Here is an 18,400-nt window from a genome sequence, read left to right as displayed (position 1 = left end):
GCGGCGCGGGCGGCGCGGGCGGCGCGGGCGGCGCGGGCGGCGGGGGCGACGGGGACGGCGGCGCCGCGTCTCCGGGACCGGCGGCGACCCGCCGGGCCGCGGGAGGGGGCGGTCTGACCTGGGCGGCAACGGACCGCCGGATCGGAATGCGACATTCCCCTAGCGATACTGCGCAAGTGGCGCATAATCGTCGTCACGCGAGCGAAAGATCCCTGGGGTACGGCCGCACGTGGTCACGCATGCAATGGGGGGCATCGTGCCGATGAGGGAATCGGGGTCGGCCGGAAGGCTCCCGGCGACGTCCGCCGAGATGTCCCGGCTGCTCACCGCCGTCCGGCGGGGACGGGTGCTGACGGTGGCGGGCGGATTCCGCGAGCCGCGGAGCCTGCTGGTACGGGAGATCGCCCGGCGGCTGGCGTCCAACTTCTGCGACGGGGTGGCGGTCGTCGACCTCGACCCGCTGGAAGGCGGCTACGGCGTCCGCGAACTGACGGCCGAGCTGGGCTCCGTACCCGGCGTACCTGCGCCGCCGCCCTGCGGGACGACGAGGTACGCGGCGTCCTGGCTGGCCGAGCGGGACATGCTGCTCGTCCTGGACGGCACCGAGCAGCTCGGCCAGGACGCCCTGGCCTGGCTGCGCACCCTGCTGACCGTGGCCCCGGGGCTGCGGATCCTGGCCGCCGGACGGTCCCCGCTGGCATTCGACCAGGAACGCATCCACCGGCTCTAAGCCCGGGGCCCTGGGGCCCGGTCCTCCCGGGCGGACCGGGCTGCACAAACGGCTCCGCCAAAACGGGACCGCGCACACGGGGCCGCGAACACGGGACCGCCCCGGCCGGGCACAGGGCCCGGCCGGGGCGGAGCGCGTCAGCGGACGTCAGCCGAGCAGGCCGAGCGCCTCGTTGAGGGTCGCGGACGGGCGCATGATCGCCGCGGCCTTGGTGGTGTCGGGCTGGTAGTAGCCGCCGATGTCGGCCGGGGAACCCTGCACCGCGATGAGCTCGCCGACGATGGCCTCCTCGCGCTCGGCGAGGGTCTTGGCCAGCGGCTCGAACGCCGCGGCCAGCTTCGGGTCGTCGATCTGGCGGGACAGCTCCTGCGCCCAGTACAGGGCGAGGTAGAAGTGGCTGCCGCGGTTGTCGATGCCGCCCAGCTTGCGGCTCGGCGACTTGTCCTCGTTGAGGAAGGTGCCGGTCGCGCGGTCCAGGGTGTCGGCCAGCACCTGGGCGCGGGCGTTGCCGGTGGTGGTCGCGAGGTGCTCGAAGCTGGCCGCCAGCGCGAAGAACTCGCCCAGGCTGTCCCAGCGCAGGTAGTTCTCCTTGACCAGCTGCTGGACGTGCTTCGGCGCGGAGCCGCCGGCACCGGTCTCGAAGAGCCCGCCGCCGTTCATGAGCGGGACGACCGACAGCATCTTGGCGCTGGTGCCCAGCTCCAGGATCGGGAAGAGGTCGGTCAGGTAGTCGCGCAGCACGTTGCCGGTCACCGAGATGGTGTCCTCGCCGCGGCGGATGCGCTCCAGGGAGAACTTCGTGGCCTCGACCGGGGAGAGGATCTCGATGGTCAGACCCTCGGTGTCGTGGTCCGCGAGGTACGTCCTGACCTTGGCGATCAGCTGCGCGTCGTGGGCGCGGGTCTCGTCGAGCCAGAAGACGGCCGGGGCGCCGGTGGCGCGGGCCCGGGTGACGGCGAGCTTGACCCAGTCCTGGATCGGCAGGTCCTTGGTCTGGCAGGCGCGGAAGATGTCGCCGGCGGCGACCTCCTGCTCGATGATCGCGTTGCCCGCGGCGTCGACGACGCGGACGGTGCCCGCGGCGGCGATCTCGAAGGTCTTGTCGTGGCTGCCGTACTCCTCGGCCTTCTGGGCCATGAGGCCGACGTTCGGCACCGAGCCCATGGTGGCGGGGTCGAAGGCGCCGTTGGCGCGGCAGTCGTCGACGACGACCTGGTAGACACCGGCGTAGCTGCTGTCCGGGAGGACGGCGAGGGTGTCGGCCTCGTTGCCGTCGGGGCCCCACATGTGCCCCGAGGTGCGGATCATGGCCGGCATGGAGGCGTCGACGATGACGTCGGACGGCACGTGCAGGTTGGTGATGCCCTTGTCGGAGTCCACCATGGCGAGGGCCGGGCCCTCGGCGATCTCCGCATCGACAGAGGCCTTGATGGCGTCGCCGTCGGGCAGGGAGCCCAGACCGTTCAGGATCGCGCCGAGGCCGTCGTTGGGCGACAGGCCGGCGGCGGCGAGGGTCTCGCCGTAACGGGCGAAGGTCTTCGGCAGGAAGGCGCGGACCACGTGGCCGAAGATGATCGGGTCGGAGACCTTCATCATCGTGGCCTTGAGGTGCACCGAGAACAGGACGCCCTCAGCCTTGGCGCGCCCGATCTGGTCGTTGAGGAAGGTGCGCAGCGCGTCGACGTGCATGACGGACGCGTCGACGACCTCTCCGGCGAGGACCGGGACGGACTCGCGCAGCACGGTGGTGGCGCCGTCGGCGGCGACGTGCTCGATGCGCAGGGTGCCGGCCTCGGCGACGACGACGGACTTCTCGGTGGAGCGGAAGTCGTTCGCGCCCATGGTGGCGACGTTCGTCTTCGACTCGGTGGTCCAGGCGCCCATGCGGTGCGGGTGCGTCTTGGCGTAGTTCTTGACCGAGCCGGGGGCGCGGCGGTCGGAGTTGCCCTCGCGCAGAACCGGGTTGACGGCGCTGCCCTTGACCTTGTCGTAGCGGGCGCGGACGTCGCGCTCCTGGTCGGTCTTCGGGTCGTCCGGGTAGTCCGGGAGGGCGTAGCCCTGGCCCTGGAGCTCGGCGATCGCGGCCTTCAGCTGCGGGATCGAAGCCGAGATGTTCGGAAGCTTGATGATGTTGGCTTCCGGGGTCTTCGCCAGCTCGCCGAGCTCGGCGAGGGCGTCGGCGATCCGCTGGCTCTCCTCGAGGTACTCGGGGAACACGGCGATGATCCGACCGGCCAGGGAGATGTCACGGGTCTCGACGTTCACACCGGCCGTCGACGCGTACGCCTGGATCACAGGCAGGAAGGAATACGTCGCGAGGGCCGGGGCCTCGTCAGTGTGCGTGTAGATGATGGTCGAGTCAGTCACCGGATGCTCCGCTCCACAGTCTGCGTCTCTCGTCTGCAACATTGCTCGACATCAAGATATCTCGTGTTCGGGCCGGTCAGCACAGCCCCCGGCCGCCAGGGGGAGAGACGCATGTCACGCGGCCGGCGCGCGGCACCGGACCGCTCCCCCGAAATGCCGCGAGCGCCGCCCCGGGCTGTTCCCAGCCGGGGCGGCGCTCGGGCACATCAAGCCCTGACCGGGCCTGCACGCCTGATCAGGCGGCGAGGACCTTCGGGTCCTGGCCGTACTCGTTCGGCTGCTGCTGGCCGGCGGTGGCCAGCAGGACGATCAGCCAGATGAAGCCGACGAGCGGAACGAAGGAGATGAGGACCCACCAGCCCGACTTGCCGGTGTCGTGCAGGCGGCGGACCGTCACACCGAGGTTCGGGAGGAGGGTGCCCAGCGCGTAGAGCATGTACAGCCACGGGGAGGTGCCGAGGACGGCGTCCAGGATCGAGACGATGATCAGCGCGGCGAGCTGGAAGAGGAAGAACATCCAGTACTCCTGGCGGCGCGCGCGGCCGGAGAAGTCGGCGTACTTCTTCAGAACGTCGAGGTAGTAGTTCACGGGTCCCCCCAGAGGACGGTTGGTTCGGCCCGTCCTGCTGGAGCAAGCCGGGGCAGAACTTATGCCCCCCTTACGTCGAGGTCAAGCCACTTCCAGGGACGCCACATTGGGCCGGACCGCCCGATTTCCGGCACCGGGGCCACGGATTCGGGACACCGTCGCGGCGCCATGTCCCGCAACGTCCGAAACGTCGCCATGCAAGGCCTACTTGCCACCCCGTGCGCCGCCCCGATCGTTACCCACATCGTTACCACGTCGCGACACCGCGGACGGCCTTCGGGGGCGCGGTCGCGGTGCCGCCCCGGGTCCGCTCCGGCGGCGGCGATTCCTCGGGCCGTGTCAGAGCCAGCCGTTGCGGCGGAAGCCGCGGTGGATGGCGAAGCAGGCGAGCGCCATGACGCCGAGGACGAGCGGGTAGCCGTACCTCCAGTGCAGTTCCGGCATGTGCTCGAAGTTCATGCCGTAGACCCCGCAGACCATGGTGGGGACCGCCACGATGGCCGCCCATGCCGTGATCTTGCGCATGTCCTCGTTCTGGGCGACCGTCACCTGCGCGAGGTGGGCCTGGAGGATGGAGTCCAGGAGGGTGTCGTAGGCGCCGATCTGCTCGGTGGCCCGGGTGACGTGGTCGGCCACATCCCTGAAGTACGCGCGGATCTCCGGCGGGACGACCGGTATCGGCTGCGTGGCAAGCTGTTGGAGCGGGCGGCCCAGCGGGGCCATCGCCCGCCGCAGTTCGAGGAGTTCGCGCTTGAGCTGGTAGATCCGGCCGGCATCGCCACGGCCTCCGTTCTCGCTGAACACCGCCGTCTCCACGGCATCGATGTCGTTCTGCACGGCGTCCGTGACGGCCACGTAGTCGTCGACCACGTGGTCGGCCATGGCGTGCAGGACCGCCGCGGGCCCCAGGAGCAGCTGGTCCGGGGCGGCTTCCAGCTGCTCGCGCACCGGCCCCAGCGTGCTGCGGCCGCCGTGCCGGATGGTGACGACGAAGTCCTGGCCGGTGAAGGCCATCAGCTCGCCGGTCTCCACCACCTCGCCGCCCGCGGTCAACTCCTCGCGCCCCAGGTAGCGCACGGTCTTGAAGACGGAGAACAGCGTGTCGCCGTAGCGTTCCACCTTGGGCCGCTGGTGCGCGTGCACGGCGTCCTCGACGGCCAGGGGGTGCAGGTCGAACAGCTCCGCGAGCCCGGCGAGCTCCGACTGCGACGGCTCATGCAGGCCGATCCAGACGAAACCGTCGCCCGTCTTGCGGACCCGGCGCAGCGCCTCCCCGGCGTCCGCGCAGTCCGCCTCCCGCACACCGTCCCGGTAGACCAGGCAGTTGACGACCGCGCTGCCGAGGGGGGAGCGGGCGGGGTGGCTGAGGTCGACGGTCCGCCGGTAGCCGCGGCGGACGACCCGGCGCAGGTTGCTGAACTTGAACAACGCCCCCACTCACCTTCCCCTGATCAGCGGCCAGTCTGCCACCGGCGCCGGACGGCCGGCTCGCGCCGGGGCCCCCGCCCGGCCGCCGCCCGCCGACCGCCGGCCCCTCCAGCGGCGTTTCAGACCCGGTTCAGACCCGGTTCAGACCCGGTTCAGACCCGGTCGATGAACACACTGGTCGACTTCACCCGCGCCGTGGCCCGCGCACCCACCTCCAGGCCGAGCTCCTCCACCGCCTCCCGCGTCAGCAGCGACACGATGCGGTGCGGGCCGGCCTGGATCTCCACCTGCGCGTCGACCGTGCCGAGCTTCACCCCGGTGACGATGCCCGGGAAGGCGTTGCGCGCCGAGGTGTACGGGGCCTCCTCCCCCTCGCCGCCCTCCTGCGCGGCCTCGACGCAGAACGCGGCCAGGTCGGGCCCGTCCACCATCCTGCGGGTGCCCTCGCGGCGGGTGGGGAAACGTTCGGCGTCCGCCCAGCGCCGGGCCGTGTCGACGCTGACGCCGAGCAACCGGGCCGCCTGGCCGATCGTGTAGGACTCCATGGCCGGCAAGCCTATGCGGTGCCCCGGCGCTCAGGGCGTGGGGCTGCGCAGCGCCTCCGCGGCCGCTGCCGCGACCACGTCCGCCACCGTCGAAAGGGCCGGGGAGTCCAGCTTCCACTGCTGCCAGTACAGCGGTACGTCCAACGGCCGCCGGGGCGCCACCAGCACCAGATCCCCGGTGCGCACGAGCGGGCCCGCCTGTTGTTCGGGCACCAACCCCCACCCCAGCCCCGCGACGACCGCGTCACGGAAACCCTCCGATGTCGGCACGTGGTGCCGCACCGGCCCCGCGCCCGCCGTGGCGTCCCCGGTCAGCGAGCGGACGAAGATGTCCTGGAGGTCGTCCTTGCGGTCGAAGACGATCGTCGGCGCCCTGCGCAGGTCCCGCTCCGGCGTGCCCGCCAGGTACCGGGCGGCGAACGCCGGGCTCGCCGTCGGCAGGTACCGGGCAAGGCCCAGCATGCGGACGCTGCACCCGGCCACCGGGTCCGGGGACGAGGTCACCGCGGCCATCACCTGCCCCTCGCGCAGCAGCGCCGTCGTGTGCGCCTCGTCCTCGCGGCGCAGCTCGATGCAGACCGGCGGATCCTGCGGGACGTGCGTGAGGGCCGGCAGGAACCACGTCGCGAGGGAGTCCGCGTTCACCGCGATCGGCAGGCGCACCGGGCCTCCCGCGTCGGCCATGCCCAGGTCGGCGCGCGCGTCCCGTTCCAGCCGGGCCAGTTGCCGGGCGAAGCGGACCACCACCTCCCCGGATTCCGTAGCCCGCACCGGCTTGGTCCGCATCAGCAGCACCCGCCCGGTGCGCTGCTCCAGGGCCTTCACCCGCTGGCTGACCGCAGAGGGCGTCACGTGCAGGGCGGCCGCCGCCGCGTCGAAGGTGCCCTCGTCCACCACGGCGAGCAGCGTGCGCACCTGGTCCAGGGGAAGCTCGTCCATCACAACGGCTAATGGTACGTAAAAATCTTTAGCTGTACTGAACGGCGCAGGCTGCCTACGGTCGGAGCCATGACACACGGCATCACCACCGCGGCCCTGGCCGGCTTCGGCACCGGACTCTCCCTCATCGTCGCCATCGGCGCGCAGAACGCCTTCGTCCTCCGTCAGGGCGTGCGCCGACACGCGGTGCTCGCCGTGGTCGCCATCTGCGCGCTGTCCGACGCGCTCCTGATCGCCCTGGGCGTCGCCGGCGTCGGGGCCTTCGTCACCGCCTGGCCGGCCGCGCTGACCGTCGTGGGGCTGGCCGGGGGGAGCTTCCTCGTCTGCTACGGAGTACTCGCCGCCCGCCGGGTGCTGCGACCCACCCCCGGCGCCGCCCTCACCGCGGAGGGGGCAACCTCCGGATCCGCCCGCCGGGCCGTGCTGACCTGCCTGGCCATGACCTGGCTCAATCCGCACGTCTACCTGGACACCGTGCTGCTCGTCGGCTCCCTCGCCGCCGACCGCGGCGACCTGCGCTGGGCCTTCGGCCTCGGGGCGGGCCTGGCGAGCCTGACCTGGTTCACCGGCCTGGGCTACGGGGCCCGGCTGCTGAGCGGCCTGCTGGCCCGTCCCTCGGCCTGGCGGGTCATGGACGGGCTGCTCGCGGCAACCATGGTCACGATGGGCGGCCTCCTCCTGGCCCGTGCGTGAGTCCCGGCTGCGCCGCGCGGGCCGGTCCCCGTACCGGACCCGGCATGCCGAAACCGCCCCGGGTCCCGGGCCCGGCATAGTCTCCTGCCGACGCCCCGAGTCCCAGGAGACCGCCCGTGCCCGACCGCCCCTCCCCCGACGCGGTGCACGCGTACGACGCCGACCGGCCGGCGCCACTCGTGACCGCCACCGGGATCGTCCTGGACACCCACGGGCGGGTCCTCGTGCTCACCGGCTCGTACCAGACCGGTCCGGAGCTGCCGGGCGGCAGGGTGGAGGACACCGAGACGCCGGAGCAGGGGCTGGCCCGCGAGCTGTGGGAGGAGCTGGACCTCGGCGCCCCGGTGGGCCGGCTGCTGGCGGTGGACTCCAGGCCGCCGGGCCCGCTCGGCCGCTCCCTGATCGTGCACGTCCACCTCGTCGGGCCGGTCGCGCCCCCGGAGGCCATGGGGCTCTCCTCCACCGACGGCGGGATCACGCAGGCCCGCTGGCTGCGGCCGGAGGAGGCCTGCGCGGTCCTGCCCGCCCGGGCCGCGACCCGGCTGCGCGCCGGGCTGGCCGCCCTGTACGCCGGCTCCTTCGCCCACCTCGTCGACGGTGTACCCCACCCCGGCTCGCCGGCCGGCCTGGATCCGGCCCGGCGCGCGGCCCTGGAACACGCGGGCGTGCTCGACGCGGCCAGCCACCGGGCCAGCCGGCCGAAGGCCCTGACCGCGGCCAGCGTGCTCTTCACCTCCGCCGACGGCCGGATCCTGCTGGTGCAGCCCGCGTACGGCCGCACCGACCGCTGGAACCTGCCCGGCGGCGGCATCGACAGCGACCTCGGCGAGATCCCGCGCGCCGCCGCCCGACGGGAGGTCCGCGAGGAGCTCGGCCTCGATCTGGCCCCGGGCCGCCTGCTCGCCGTGAACTGGTCGCACAAGCCGGGCCGTCCGGCCCGCATCCGCTTCCTCTACGACGGCGGCGTCCTCGACGCCCCGGAGCTGGCCCGGATCCGGTTGGACCCCGCCGAACTGCTGCAGTGGCGCACCGTCGCGCCCGACGAGCTCCGCACCCTGGTCAAGGGCGCGCTGCGGCGCCAGATCACCGCTTGCCTCGACGCCCGGGCCAGCGGCGCGGGACCGCTGGAGCTCCACGCGGGCCGCCTCTGACCCGGCCTGCGGGGCGGCAGGGCCCGGGTTACCGTCGGCGGCATGGACGGTGATCGCCGAGGGTGGCGCCAGTGCTTGCTCGGCGGGGCGGTGTTCGCGGTGTGCATGGCCGGCACCACGCTGCCGACTCCGCTCTACGGCCTGTACCAGGAGAAGTTCGGGTTCTCCGAGCTGATGGTGACCGTCGTGTACGCCGTGTACGCCTTCGGGGTCATCGGTGTGCTGCTGCTGGCGGGCAACGCCTCGGACGCCGTGGGCCGGCGGCCGGTGCTCCTGGCGGGCCTGGGCTTCTCCGCGGCCAGCGCCGTCTGCTTCCTGTGCGCCACCGCGACGGGCTGGCTGTTCGCGGGGCGGCTGTTGTCCGGGCTGTCGGCAGGACTGTTCACGGGGGCCGCCACGGTCTACGTCATGGAGCTGGCGCCGCCCGGCGCGTCCTCCCGGGCCACGTTCGTGGCGACGGCGGCCACCATGGGCGGGCTGGGTTGCGGCCCCCTGCTCGCCGGCGTGCTCGCACAGTACGCCCCCTGGCCGCTGTACCTGCCGTTCGCCGTGCACCTGTTCCTGGTGGCGGTGTCGGCCGCCGTCCTCCTGGGCCTGGACGAGACCGTACGGGAGCTGCGGCCGCTGCGCACCGCACGACCGGAGCGGCCCGGTGTGCCCCCGCAGGTGCGGTCGGTGTTCGGGCCGGCGGCGATCGCCGCGTTCGCGGGCTTCGCGCTGTTCGGGGTGTTCACCTCGGTCAGCCCGGCCTTCCTCGCGCAGTCCCTCGACGTGCACGACCGGGCCGTGAGCGGGCTGGTCGTCGCGCTGGCCTTCTTCGCCTCGACCGCCGGTCAGCTGGCGGTCGGGCGGGTCGGAGTGCGGCGGTCGCTGCCGCTGGGCTGCGCGGGGCTGCTGGCCGGGCTGGCGCTGCTGGCGGGCGCGCTGGTGTGGGACCTGCTGGCCCTGGTGGTGGCGAGCGCGCTGGTCGGCGGGGGCGGACAGGGGCTGGCCTTCCGCGGGGCGCTGTCGGCGGTCACCGCGGCCTCGCCGCCGGACCGGCGCGCGGCGGTGGTCTCGACGCTGTTCGTCGTGGCCTACGCGGGCATCTCCGTACCCGTGATCGGCGTAGGACTGCTGGTGGAACCGATCAGCCTGGAGGGCGCCGGCCTGGTGTTCATCGTGTGCATGGCCGCGCTGGTCGCGGCCGCGGCCGGCTACCTGCTGCGGCGGCCGGTGCCCGCGGACGCGTGAGCGCCGCGGGGCGCCAACACCGCCGCCCCGCGGCACGGAGCGGCGGGGCGGCGGTGTCGACGGGGCCGGGCGGGATCAGACCGCCGGGGCCGGGTAGGTCGGGTACTCCACGCCGGAGACGTGCTGGACCACGCGGATGACCTGGCACGAGTAGCCGAACTCGTTGTCGTACCAGAGGTAGAGGATCGCGTTGTCGCCGTCGACCTTGGTGGCGCCGGCGTCGACGATGGACGCGTGGCGCGAGCCGACGAAGTCCATGGAGACGGCGTCGGGGGCCGTGGTGAAGTCGATCTGACGCTTCAGCGGCGAGTTCAGCGAGACGTCGCGCAGGTGGTCGAGGACCTCCTCACGGGTGGTCTCGCGGCCCAGGCGCAGGCTGAGGATGGCGATCGAGACGTCCGGGACGGGGACGCGGATCGAGCTGCCGGTGATGGGGGCCTTGAGGTCCGGCAGTGCCTTCGCAACGGCGGAGGCGGCGCCGGTCTCGGTGATGACCATGTTCAGCGGCGCGCTGCGGCCGCGGCGGTCGGCCTTGTGGTAGTTGTCCAGCAGGTTCTGGTCGTTCGTGAACGAGTGGACGGTCTCGACGTGGCCGCGCAGCACGCCGTACTCGTCGTCCATGGCCTTCAGCGGCGGGACGATCGCGTTGGTGGTGCAGGACGCGCAGGACAGGATCCGCTCGTCCGGCTTGACGGTGTCGTGGTTGACGCCGTGCACGATGTTCGGGACGTCGCCCTTGCCGGGGGCCGTCAGGACGACCTTGTCGATGCCGGGGCGCAGGTGCTTGGACAGGCCCTCGCGATCGCGCCACTTGCCCGTGTTGTCGATGAGGATGGCGTCCTTGATGCCGTACGCCGTGTAGTCGACCTCGGAGGGGTCGTTGGCGTAGATCACCTTGATCGCGTTGCCGTTGGCGACGATGGTGCTGTTGGCCTCGTCCACGGTGATCGTGCCCTGGAACTGGCCGTGGATCGAGTCGCGGCGCAGCAGCGAGGCGCGCTTGACCAGGTCCTGGTCGCCGCCGCCGCGGACGACGATGGCCCGCAGGCGCAGGCCCTTGCCGGAGCCGGCCTTCTCGATGAGCAGACGGGCGACCAGGCGGCCGATGCGGCCGAAGCCGTACAGGACGACGTCGCGGCCCCCGCTGCGCTCCAGCTTGTTCTCGCCCGTGGCTCCGGCGACGGCCTGGGCGGTGAACTCCTCGACCGACAGGCCGTGGTCGTCGGCCTTGTAGGTGGCGGCGAGCATGCCGAGGTCGATCTGGGAGGGACCGAGGTCCAGCGCGGTGAGCGCCCGCAGGAACGGCATGGTCTCGGTGACCGACAGCTCCTCGCCGTCGATCTGCCGGGCGAAGCGGTGGGTCTTGAGGATGCTGACCACCGATTTGTTCACCAGGGAGCGGCTGTGGAGCAGGATGTTGACGTCCCGCTCCCGGTGCAGCTTCCCGATGATCGGGATCATCGCCTCCGCGATCTCCTCGCGGTGGTTCCAGTTGGTGAACGAGTCCTCGTTGACAGTCACAGGCTTTATCTTTCGAGCTAGGCGGCGCTCATATGCTAACCCCACGACTCATGGGCCGCTTGAGGGGTACCCGCGCGAGGGGACAATGCCCCGGTTCAGTCGGTTTCCGCCGGCTGTGCGACCCCGTTCAGAACCGCCCGCGCATCCTCAGCCCCATCGGGCGGCCGTCGGGGTCGGCCAGGGCGCGGTGCAGCAGGCGGGCCACCGCCCACTGCCCCGCGGGCAGATGGTCCGGCGGGACGTAGCGGCGCAGCCGACCGGGCGGACGGGGGCCCCGACAGCCGCCCGCGTGCCAGGCGTCGAGCGCCGCGGCGGCCGCCCGGAAGGCCTCGAAGGCCTCGGCGGGGTCGCACAGCGACTCCTGCACGGACGACCGACGGTCCGCGCCGTCCCCGTCTGCAGCCGTGTCCGCGGCCGTGTCCGCAGCCGCCTCCGGGTCGCGGGCCAGGTCCGGGTCGGCGAGGTCGAGATGCTCGCGCATGAGCTTCAGGCGCAGCTCCCGGGCGAAGACGCGGGCTCCGTCGCCCAGGCCTCCCGGGTCGCGCGGAGCGCGCCGGTCCGCGCTCTCGTCGTGGACGGCGCAGCCCAGTTCGGAGTCGTGCGTCCACGAGCGGAGGTTGATGTTGTCGGACCCGACGCAGGCCCATACGTCGTCGATCACGCACACCTTGGCGTGGACGTAGACGGGGGTTCCGGCATGGTTCTCCAGCCCGTACACCGCGACCCGGTCGCCGCCGGCCCGGCGCAGCTCGGCCAGCGCGTCGATGCGCCCGATCAGGTTCATCGGCAGGGTGAGCCGCCCGTCCTGGTCGGGGAAGGCGGGGACGACGGCGACCATCCGCAGCCCCGGCTGCCGGCGCAGCGCCGCGGCGAATCCGGCCACCACCCGCGTCGACCACAGGTACTGGTCCTCCAGGTAGACCAGCGCCCGCGCCCGCCGCAGCGACTTGAGGTAGCCGCGGGCGATGCTCCGCTCGCCGTCGGGGGCGAAGGGATAGCCAAGGAGCAGGCGGTTCGGGTACGTCCGCAGCAGCTGCACCGTGTGGGTGCCGCAGGGCTCCGGATCGGGTGCCTGCGGCGGCAGTGGGTCCGCACTGACGTCCTCGCGGTGTGCCAGCTCGCGCAGCCGGGTGAGCGGGCTTCGGCTCAGCGGCGCCGGGTCCTCCCAGCGCTCGCGGAAGACGGCCTCGACATCACCGACGACCGGTCCGCGCAGGGCCAGCTGGACGTCGTGCCATGGCGGATGCGGCCCGTAGGCGGCGGCCAGGGGCAGCGACTGGCGGTCGCCGCGGTGCTCGGCATCGTCGTTGCGGTTGTGGCACAGGTCGATGCCTCCCACGTACGCGACGTCCCGCTCGGGGCGGCCCGGGTGGCGCAGCACCACCAGCTTCTGGTGGTGGGAGCCGCCGGGCCGGACGCGCATGTCGAGCAGGCATTCGCCGCCGGCCCGGGCGATCTCCTCGCCGAAGCGTCGGTTCTCCTCCTGGCTGAAGTGGAGGCCGTCCAGGTGGGAACGCCACAGCAGGCCCTTGACCAGGACGCCGCGCCGGGCCGCCCGGCACAGGACCGTGCCGATCTCGCTGCCGGGGCCGTCGAGCCGCTCGTCGGGGTCGCCGCGCCAGTCGGTGAACAGCAGCAGGTCGCCCGCGTGCATCGCCTCGACCGCCGCCAGGAGCTCGGCGAAGTACGGGGCGCCGTGGACCAGCGGCCGGGCCTCGTTGCCCCAGGACCACGGCGAGCCGTCCGGGCGCCGGTCGTCCAGGCGCGTCGCGGGATTGCCGCGTTCGCCGCGCACCAGGAGCCACCGCACGCGGGTCACCGGGACGGCCCCTCGTCCTCGTCGACACGGTCGACGAGGATCATCGCGACGTCGTCCTCCAGCCGGCCCTCGGCGTGCCGGACCAGCGCCTGGCACAGCCGGTCCAGGAACTCCCGGGGGCTGCGGTCGGGCATCGCCTCGACGGCCTCGGGGAGGGCGAAGAACGCGTTCTCCCGGTCGCGGGCCTCATTGACGCCGTCGGTGTGCAGCAGCAGGCGGTCGCCGGGCAGGAAGGGGTAGCTTTCCCTGGTGCCGGGAGGGCCGGCGATGAACTCGCCGAGGCCCAGCGGCGGCAGCGGCGTTCCGGGCATGAGTGCCCTGACCCTTCCGTCGCGCAGCAGCAGCGGCGGCGGATGGCCGCGGTTGACCACCTCGACCACGTGCCCGTCCGGCACCTGGGCCACCACCGCGGTCACGAACCCCTCCACGAGCGCCTCCTCGTCGACCGCGCCCGGCACGGCGGCGTCCCGGCGCAAGGCCGCCTCGCAGTGCCTGACGACGTCGACCAGATCGTGCTCGTAGTGCACGGCCTCCCGGAAGGCGCCCAGCACGGCCGCGGCCGTGCGTACGGCGGGCAGGCCCTTCCCCCGGACGTCGCCCACGATCATCCGGATCCCGTACCGGGTCTCCATGGCCTCGTACAGGTCCCCGCCGATCTGCGCGCCCTTCTCGGCCGCCACGTACAGGCTGGCCGCGCGGAGCGGGCCCAGCCGCTCGGGGACGGGCCGCAGCAGGACCCTCTGGGCTGCCGAGGCAATCCGCCGGACCTGGCTCAGCTCGTTCGCGCTGCGCGCCCGGGCCATCCGGCTGGTGGTGGCGCTGGCCAGCGCCACCAGGAAGAGGGCGATGAAGTTGCTGTAGACCTGCTGACTGCCCCAGGCGTGGTTGTACGTGGCCGTGGCCACGCTCACGGCCACGGCCAGGCCGGCCGCGGCCAGGGTGCCCGCGGGGCCCATCGTCACCGCGGCCAGCGCGGGCGTGGCGACCAGGAAGGGGCCTGTGTAGAGAACGTGTGCGGGCGTGAACTCGATGGCCAGCACCAGGAGCGCGATCGCGAAGGGCACGCACTTCGCGACGACGAAGAGGACCTGGTGGTGGCCGCCGCCTCCCGGTCCCGGAGAAGGCCGGATGGGCACCCGCATGCTTACAGACTGCGCCGCCGGTGGTCCTCGCCGCCACTCGCCGCGGCCGGCACGCGCCGCCGGCACCGCCCCCGCCCCCGCCGGTCGCGCCGCCGTACGGCCGACCTTGCGGCGTCCCGGGCATGGCCCGGCAGCCCCGCGGGGAAGTCCTTGCCTACGCGCACAGGAGCAGAGGGGCGCGAGCCGCTCCGCTCCGGCTTCGACCGGATCGGATCAGCCGAGGAGCGACGGGTGGGCAGCAAACGACAGGTGGGCAGCAGATGAGCAACGGTCCCGCGGACGAACCCGCCGCCCCGCCCGGCGCCCGCCCCGGCCGCGACGGGCCCACGGTGTCGCGCGCCGAGTTCGATGACCTGTTCGCCTCGGTCAGGACCTGGGGCACGTGGTCCGCGGCCGACCGCGGCGCGTGGAACCGGGTCACCGGGGACCACGTGCGGCGGGCCGCCGCCCTGGTACGGTCCGGCACGACGGTGCAGCTGGGCCTGCCGTGGGACACCCGCGCGGGGCCGGACAACAGCAGGCCGGCCCTGCACTACATGTCCGACCTCGGCGATGTGGAGGCTCCGGAGCCGGCCACGCACAAGGACTTCATCGCCGCCGACTACCACGGCAAGGCCGTGAGCCACCTGGACGCGCTGTCCCACGTCGCCTATCGGGGGCGGCTCTACGACGGCCGCCCGGCGCGGGAGTCCGTGGACGCCGGGGGCGCCCGTTTCGGTTCGGTGGAGGCGCTCGGCCCGCTGGTCACCAAGGGTGTGCTCCTGGATCTGCCGGCCGTCCTGGGCGCCGCCTGGCTGGAGCCGGGCCACGCGGTCCGCGCGCGGGACCTCGTCACCGCGGAGCGGGCGCTCGGGGTGACGATCGACGAGGGCTGCGCGGTACTGCTGCGTTCCGGCCGCTTCCGCAGGCGCCGCGAGCGGGGTCCCTGGGACACCGGCACCGCGAGCGCGGGCTTCCACGTGGACGCCGTGCCGTTGCTGGCCGGGCGCGCGATCGCCCTGCTCGGCGCCGACGGAGACAGCGACGTGCGCCCCTCACCGGTGGAGGGCGTGCACTCCCCCGTCCACGCGCTGGCCGTCGCGGCCATGGGGGTGCCGCTCCTGGACAACCTGGACCTGGAGGCCCTGTCCGCCGCCTGCGCCGAGGCGGGCAGGCATGAGTTCATGATCGTCGTGTCGCCCCTGCGGGTGCCGGGCGGGACGGGCTCGCCGGTCAACCCGGTGGCGGTCCTGTGAGGTGGCGGGCCCGTGGGGTAGCGGGCCCGCGGGGAAGGGCCACGCTGCAAGAGCGGATCCTCGCCGCCCTATTGATTTAAAAGCGGAGGAATATACTCGAAAAGCATTCGCCCCGTGCGAACGTCCCGGCGCGGTAGGCGGCTCGGCAAGGGGAAGTGGTGCAGATGGGAGTCACGGGAGGCCGGATCAGCCCCGTACGCCCCCGTGAGCGGTTCCTGCTGGGCGAGTCCGTCGAGGGCAGCGTCCGCGGCCCCATCCTGAACTCGTGGCGGCGCAGCCGGATGCTGGGGCTCTCGCCCGAGCAGGCGGACCTCCCGTACACCGATGACTTCGACCCCGACAGCCGGCTCGTACGGGCCGCCGTGCCGGTCCTCGACCAGCTTCAGACCAGGTTCTCGGGCAGCCAGATGAACATCTCGCTCGCCGACGGGAACGGGACGGTGCTGCAGCGCCGGTTCGGGGAGCCCGCCCTCGCCGGCCGGCTGCCGCCGATCCAGAGCGTCCCCGGCTTCGTCTTCGCCGAGCGTTACGCGGGCACCAACGGCATCGGCCTCGCGCTCGCCGAGCGGCGGCTGTGCCAGGTCTACGGCGCCGAGCACTTCGCCGAGCGGTCTCAGTCGAACGCCTGCTCGGCGACTCCGATCCGCGACCAGTTCAGCGGCCACGTCGTCGGCGTCCTCTGCTTCGGATACCCGCGCAGCTACGAGGACCCGGCCCTGGCCGTCCTGGTCCGCCGGGCGGCGGAGTCCATCGAGCACCGCCTCGTGGAGCAGGGTTCGGAGCGCGAGCGCGCCCTGCTGCGGACCTATCTCGGGGCCAGGCTGCGCACCGGCGGCGAGGAACCCGGCGCCGACGACGGGCGGCTGATCGGACTGGAGGAGTTCACCGGCGGCGGGCTCGACCGGCAGGACCAGATGGTCCTCAAGGAGAAGGCGACGGATCTCATCTGCACCCCCCAGAGGGCCGCGGTCGAGGTCCCCCTGTCCCACGGACGGGCCGTCACCCTCTTGAGCAGCCCGGTCACCAGCGCCTCCGGCGTGGAGGGCGTGGTCGTCGAGGCCGTGCTCACCGGGGACTCCCCGCCGGCGCACCACCTCGCCGCCTCGAAGCCCACCGCTTCCGCTCTCGGGGCCCTGGCCCTCGCCGCGACGGAACGCGCCGAATCGCTGTCCTGGCACCTCGCCGGCCCGGCCGACGCCGGGTCCGCGGACTCCGGGAGCGCCGGCACGGCCGACCCGCACGACGCGTCCCACCCGCCCGGCGCGGTCCGGGGCCTGGTGCTGGTGGGCGAGCCCGAGGTGGGCAAGTACGCCGTCGCCGCGCGCCGCCGACTGGAGCTGCTGGCCGAGGCCAGCAGCCGGATCGGCAGCACCCTGGACGTGAGCCGCACCGCCTGGGAACTGGCCGAGACCGCCGTGCCGCGCCTGGCCGACTACGTCACGGTCGACCTGCCCGGAGCCGTCCTGCGCGGTGAGGAGTCCGCCGACCCGGGGGCCGACCTGCGCCGCACGGTGGTCCACGGCATCCGCGACGACTGCCCCTTCCATCCCGTCGGCCATCAGGTGCGGCTGGACCCCGGCACCCCGCACATGCGCTGCCTCGAGGGCGAGCCGGCCGTTCTGGAGACGGGCCTCCAGGCCACCACCCCGGGCTGGATGATCCCCGGCCTCGACCATGCCCGGGGAATCCTGGCGCACCACATCCACTCCATGATCTGCGTCCCCCTGCTCGCCCGCGGCGTGCTCCTCGGGATCGCCACCTTCTACCGCTCCCAGGACCCGGCCCCCTTCGGGGACGACGACACCCGGCTGGCCCGGGAACTAGCGGCCCGCGCCGCCCTCTGCATCGACAACGCCCGCCGCTACACCCGCGAGCACACCCTGGCCCTGGCCCTGCAGCGCAGCCTGCTCCCGCGCGCCCTCCCCGAACAGGGTGCCGTGGAGGTCGCCCACCACTACCAGCCCGCCGAGTCCGGGGTGGGCGGCGACTGGTTCGACGTCATCCCCCTCTCCGGCACCCGGGTCGCCCTGCTCGTGGGGGACGTCGTCGGGCACGGGGTGCACGCCGCCGCGACGATGGGCCGGCTGCGCATCGCCGCACGCAACTTCGCCGAGCTGGAACTGGCCCCGGACGAGCTGCTCACCCATCTGGACAACCTGCTGGTGCGGCTGGACCGGGAGGAGGACGATGCGAGCGCCACCGGCAGCACCGGCATCGTCGGGGCCACCTGCCTCTACGCCGTCTACGACCCCACGTCGCGGGTGTGCACGATGGCCCGGGCGGGCCACCCCCCGCCCGCACTGGTCCACCCCGACGGCGCCGTGGCCTTTCCCGAGCTGCCCGCCGGACCGCCCCTGGGCCTGGGCGGCCTGCCCTTCGAGACCGCCGAGTTCCGGCTCCCCGAACACAGCACGCTGGTCCTCTACACCGACGGGCTCGTGGACGGCCGCCACCGCGACGTCGACGTGGCGCTCGACCGGCTGCGCCACGCGCTGTCCCACCCGGACCGGAACCCGCAGGACACCTGCCGGGCCGTCATCGAGGCCGTGGCCCCCGACCACCCGGATGACGACATCGCGCTGCTCGTCGCCCGCACCCGTACCGTGCCCGCCGACCGGATCGCCACGTGGGACCTGTCCCCGGACCCGTCCCTCGTCTCCGGCATCCGGGGCGCCGCGACACGGCAGCTCGCCGCGTGGGGGCTGGACGAACTCGGTTTCGCCGCCGAGCTGGTGCTCAGCGAGCTGGTCACGAACGCGGTCCGGTACGGCAGCGAGCCCATCCGGGTGCGGCTGATCCACGACCGGGCCCTGATCTGCGAGGTCTCCGACGGCAGCAACACCGCCCCGCACCTTCGGCGGGCCGCCGGCACGGACGAGGGCGGACGCGGCCTGTTCCTCGTCGCACAGCTCTCGCAGGCCTGGGGCACCCGGTACACCCCCCACGGCAAGGTCATCTGGGCCGAGTGCGCCCTGGACGCGGCATGACCGGGAATATCGGACATGAGC

The 18,400-nt window shown here is 73.2% G+C and carries 14 protein-coding genes; 6 read left to right on the top strand and 8 right to left on the bottom strand.

The features are described 5' to 3' along the window. Positions 1 to 256: 256 nt before the first annotated feature. Positions 257 to 730 (top strand): hypothetical protein, encoded by a 474-nt coding sequence (locus R4Z63_RS27830; RefSeq protein ID WP_157840153.1) that lies wholly within the window; start codon positions 257 to 259, stop codon positions 728 to 730. 147 nt (positions 731 to 877) lie between these two features. Here the strand turns inward: R4Z63_RS27830 and R4Z63_RS27825 are convergent, their stop codons facing one another. The 5 genes from R4Z63_RS27825 to R4Z63_RS27805 all read right to left on the bottom strand — a co-directional run bounded on the left by R4Z63_RS27825 (position 878) and on the right by R4Z63_RS27805 (position 6,598). Beyond that, the gene (locus R4Z63_RS27825; protein WP_384447674.1) at positions 878 to 3,097 is read right to left on the bottom strand and encodes an NADP-dependent isocitrate dehydrogenase; all 2,220 of its coding nucleotides are present in this window, start codon (positions 3,095 to 3,097) and stop codon (positions 878 to 880) included. Between the two features lie 235 nt (positions 3,098 to 3,332). Further along, positions 3,333 to 3,686: a DUF805 domain-containing protein gene (locus tag R4Z63_RS27820; RefSeq protein ID WP_037916152.1), complete on the bottom strand. Its 354-nt coding sequence runs from the start codon at positions 3,684 to 3,686 to the stop codon at positions 3,333 to 3,335. A gap of 339 nt (positions 3,687 to 4,025) precedes the next feature. After that, positions 4,026 to 5,114, bottom strand: a complete 1,089-nt coding sequence (locus R4Z63_RS27815) for a magnesium and cobalt transport protein CorA (protein WP_384447670.1) — start codon at positions 5,112 to 5,114, stop codon at positions 4,026 to 4,028. A 152-nt stretch (positions 5,115 to 5,266) separates the two neighbouring features. Further along, positions 5,267 to 5,659 carry a TOBE domain-containing protein gene (locus R4Z63_RS27810; RefSeq protein ID WP_037916148.1) on the bottom strand — a complete coding sequence of 131 codons (393 nt, stop codon included), beginning with the start codon at positions 5,657 to 5,659 and terminating at the stop codon, positions 5,267 to 5,269. Between the two features lie 30 nt (positions 5,660 to 5,689). Next, a complete protein-coding gene (locus R4Z63_RS27805) occupies positions 5,690 to 6,598 on the bottom strand; it encodes a LysR family transcriptional regulator ArgP (protein ID WP_037916146.1) in 909 nt (302 codons plus the stop codon). A gap of 69 nt (positions 6,599 to 6,667) precedes the next feature. Between R4Z63_RS27805 and R4Z63_RS27800 the strand changes: the two genes are divergently transcribed. From R4Z63_RS27800 to R4Z63_RS27790, 3 genes are all read left to right on the top strand, one after another. Beyond that, positions 6,668 to 7,291, top strand: coding sequence for a LysE/ArgO family amino acid transporter (locus R4Z63_RS27800; protein WP_384447665.1), 624 nt, complete (start codon positions 6,668 to 6,670; stop codon positions 7,289 to 7,291). A 116-nt stretch (positions 7,292 to 7,407) separates the two neighbouring features. Continuing rightward, positions 7,408 to 8,442, top strand: coding sequence for an NUDIX hydrolase (locus tag R4Z63_RS27795; RefSeq protein ID WP_384447663.1), 1,035 nt, complete (start codon positions 7,408 to 7,410; stop codon positions 8,440 to 8,442). A 42-nt stretch (positions 8,443 to 8,484) separates the two neighbouring features. Further along, a complete protein-coding gene (locus R4Z63_RS27790; protein WP_384447660.1) occupies positions 8,485 to 9,675 on the top strand; it encodes an MFS transporter in 1,191 nt (396 codons plus the stop codon). A gap of 75 nt (positions 9,676 to 9,750) precedes the next feature. Here the strand turns inward: R4Z63_RS27790 and R4Z63_RS27785 are convergent, their stop codons facing one another. The 3 genes from R4Z63_RS27785 to R4Z63_RS27775 form a co-directional block, all read right to left on the bottom strand. After that, positions 9,751 to 11,196, bottom strand: a complete 1,446-nt coding sequence (locus R4Z63_RS27785; protein ID WP_037916137.1) for a glyceraldehyde-3-phosphate dehydrogenase — start codon at positions 11,194 to 11,196, stop codon at positions 9,751 to 9,753. A 127-nt stretch (positions 11,197 to 11,323) separates the two neighbouring features. Next, positions 11,324 to 13,015 carry a phospholipase D family protein gene (locus R4Z63_RS27780; protein ID WP_384447657.1) on the bottom strand — a complete coding sequence of 564 codons (1,692 nt, stop codon included), beginning with the start codon at positions 13,013 to 13,015 and terminating at the stop codon, positions 11,324 to 11,326. After that, positions 13,012 to 14,157: a PP2C family protein-serine/threonine phosphatase gene (locus tag R4Z63_RS27775; RefSeq protein WP_384447654.1), complete on the bottom strand. Its 1,146-nt coding sequence runs from the start codon at positions 14,155 to 14,157 to the stop codon at positions 13,012 to 13,014. The genes R4Z63_RS27780 and R4Z63_RS27775 overlap by 4 nt, the downstream gene beginning before the upstream one ends. A 260-nt stretch (positions 14,158 to 14,417) precedes the next feature. Here R4Z63_RS27775 and R4Z63_RS27770 point away from each other — a divergent pair, with 260 nt between their 5' ends. Next, on the top strand, positions 14,418 to 15,392 hold the full coding sequence (locus tag R4Z63_RS27770; RefSeq protein WP_384447651.1) for a cyclase family protein: 975 nt from the start codon (positions 14,418 to 14,420) through the stop codon (positions 15,390 to 15,392). Positions 15,393 to 15,556: 164 nt separating this feature from the next. Further along, positions 15,557 to 18,379 carry a SpoIIE family protein phosphatase gene (locus tag R4Z63_RS27765; RefSeq protein WP_384447648.1) on the top strand — a complete coding sequence of 941 codons (2,823 nt, stop codon included), beginning with the start codon at positions 15,557 to 15,559 and terminating at the stop codon, positions 18,377 to 18,379. The last annotated feature ends 21 nt before the right edge of the window (positions 18,380 to 18,400 follow it).

It is taken from the genome of Streptomyces sp. PL-29, from assembly GCF_058344425.1.
This window is presented reverse-complemented; position numbering and strand designations above follow the sequence as displayed.